The following is a 2,487-nucleotide window of genomic DNA, read 5'->3' as shown; positions in this document are numbered from 1 at the left end:
GCTTGGACTTGCTAAGATGGATCTTTCCACCACCTTGTTTATAAAAGTGGCGGCTTGGTCAGGATTATTTTTAGGGAATCCGTCTACTGGTGCGTTTATGGTGAGCGTGTATCGCCCTGTTTTTTCTCGAACCATTGTAAATGGTACGATGGCACAGTTTGTTGAATCCACTAACAAACTTGTCCCAGTTGTTGTGCATGCTCTATCGACAGCAAAAAAAGGAGCGAAGGTCGAGCGACGTATACCATAGTCGTGATCGGGTGCATACCAAACGCGCTTACCTGTATTTAACGCTTGCAGCATGCCTCTTACATTTTTGCGGTCGATCAGAGTGCGATTGGAGCGAGAGCGACCTTTGAATTGAAAATAGTCGAAGCAGGGGTTGTTGTTTGGTCTATAAACGCCGGTGCCAGACTTTTTGATCCCGAAAGCCCGAGCGCCTAGCTCTAGGTTCAGTGAATGTACTGCTAGCATTAAAGCGCCCTTTCCTTCTTGCTCTAAAGCTTGGATATGCTCCATGCCTATAATATCGACATGCTTGTTCACACGTTTGTCTGACCAAAACCATGCCATCGCGGTTTCAAACAGAGCTATGCCAGTATTGTCGATATTTTCTTTGGTGACGGATTCAACTTCCTGAGCGCTCATTTCAGGAAAGCAAAGTTCTAAGTTGCGCTTAATCGTTACTCGCCTTTTCTTCATCAGTCGCATAGCTAAACGACCAATCTTTCTACCTAGTGTCAATTGCACTCGAAACGGCAAAAGACTAAGAGAGTACATGATGCCAATCATGCACAGTGTGCCCCAATATCGTGGTGCTAAGAACTCGATTTGGAATTTTGGCGTGCGGTGCTTAGTTATAAACGTATTAGATGAAGGCATTAATCAGACCCTTAGAAATGGAAGTCAATACATTTTAAGGATCAAAAGCGATCCGCAGCGTCGGACTATTCTGAGTGTTCCTGTCTTTAATCTGGTTTGTATGTGGTCATAGGGTGATAAATATCATCAAAATAGGATCATGACCGCTACATCATTAACTGCGCTACGTACGAAAAAATAGGTGAGAGTGTGGTGGGGAAACGCACATATAAAGTCAAAGATGGTTATTTAGCATTGCATCGATACAACGTAAAAGCTAAGCCCAAACACGAATAAAGGCAGGCTGAAACAAGGAACGCGTCCTGATATAATCTGCGTCAAATATTTAGAGATATGTTGAACTCATGAATAAAATTATCGATAGAGAGCAAGTTGAGCAATGTGTGACTGAGGAGATTGCTTTGCAACTCCAACAACGAAGTTCAGATCTGACTCATTTGTTACCCGATCTTAAAGCAGCAATATTAGAGGTGATGCTGATCCACTGTCATGGCAATCAAATGAAAGCCGCTCGCCAATTGGGTATAAATAGAACGACATTACGTAACTGGTACAAAAAAGAGCAAGCGCGCAAGCGTGCGTAGCTTGTTTTTCGCTAAGTTGATTCAGCTTAGGCGTGTTTAAAACCAAGATCCAACTGGTAACCACATGCTTTTGCATATTTCATCAATGTTTTGATGGTTGGGTTACTTGTTCCTTTTTCTAACCTTGAAATGTTGGTTTCCTTTGTCCCCATTCGCTCCGCAACTTGTTGTTGAGTCAATCCGGCAGATTCACGCATCGAGAGCAATGTATTGATGAAATTAAACTCAGCCTCAAGTGCGTCGTATTTAAGTTAAATAAAACTTTCATATAAGGGGTAGTTACCTCATAGCTACGTAAAGTGCCAACAATTTACAATTAAACATGGTTATTTTATGCTCGAACAAAAAGTGAGCATTCTTATGAAACACTATTGGGAATCAAATGAGCTAACAGAATGCTGGTCTCTTAATTTTGAAGAACTTGCCCTACTAAAATCCAAACCGCCAAAGAACCATTTACCCTTTTGCTTTCAGCTCAAGTTCTATCAACACTTAGGGCGATTTCCGCAGTCATACGATGAGATAGCTGAAGCGCCACTGAAGTATTTAAAAGAGCAACTCGATGAGTTTGAGATTGAGGAATATGATTGGAAAGGTCGCACAGCTAAACGTCATCGGGCTGAAATACTTAAGTACCTCGATATTAGGAAATCGACCACTAAAAATGCCGCAGAGGCTTATCAAATTGCCTCCAAACCCAACTTAAAGCCGATGTTATGGACAAACACGGCAAAGGCTAAACAATTTAAGTTATTTAGATACAGCTCTGAGGATTACTTAAGGGGTTATCAAGCAATGAGTAAAGGTGCTTTAACAGCAGAGGCTCTTGCCGATGGGTACACACTGAAAACAATAAGACAAGAGCTTTCTAAATGATTGAAAACATAGCTTTTATTATTTTATCGATTATCTGGGTTATTGTTCTAAGAACTATAAATACTAATCGCTCTGAAAAGTTAGTTTTTGCCTTGAAGTATATTCTAATGATTATAACTGGGTATCAATACTACTCAATATTTGT

General features: G+C 40.8%; 3 protein-coding genes and 1 pseudogene. 2 read left to right on the top strand and 2 right to left on the bottom strand.

The window, feature by feature from the left end; genetic code table 11:
• Window positions 1-861, bottom strand: an 861-nt coding sequence (gene lpxL / locus OU793_RS24100; protein ID WP_274647889.1) for an LpxL/LpxP family Kdo(2)-lipid IV(A) lauroyl/palmitoleoyl acyltransferase, incomplete at its 3' end; no start/stop codon positions are given.
• Window positions 862-1,226: 365 nt separating this feature from the next.
• Here lpxL and OU793_RS24095 point away from each other — a divergent pair.
• Entirely contained in the window at window positions 1,227-1,466 is a 240-nt protein-coding gene (locus OU793_RS24095; RefSeq protein ID WP_159408203.1) for a helix-turn-helix domain-containing protein, read from the top strand.
• Between the two features lie 26 nt (window positions 1,467-1,492).
• On the opposite strand, the pseudogene OU793_RS24090 reads toward OU793_RS24095, so the two are convergent.
• Window positions 1,493-1,690 (bottom strand): annotated as a pseudogene (locus OU793_RS24090) (helix-turn-helix domain-containing protein); the annotation flags it as partial.
• A gap of 109 nt (window positions 1,691-1,799) precedes the next feature.
• Between OU793_RS24090 and OU793_RS24085 the strand changes: the two are divergent.
• On the top strand, window positions 1,800-2,342 hold the full coding sequence (locus tag OU793_RS24085; protein WP_159408201.1) for a DUF4158 domain-containing protein: 543 nt from the start codon (window positions 1,800-1,802) through the stop codon (window positions 2,340-2,342).
• The last annotated feature ends 145 nt before the right edge of the window (window positions 2,343-2,487 follow it).

This window comes from Vibrio sp. VP6, from assembly GCF_028823755.1.
Taxonomy (GTDB): Bacteria; Pseudomonadota; Gammaproteobacteria; order Enterobacterales; family Vibrionaceae; genus Vibrio; species Vibrio parahaemolyticus.
Note: the sequence above shows the minus strand (reverse complement) of the source record. Positions and strands in the feature narration are given on the sequence as shown.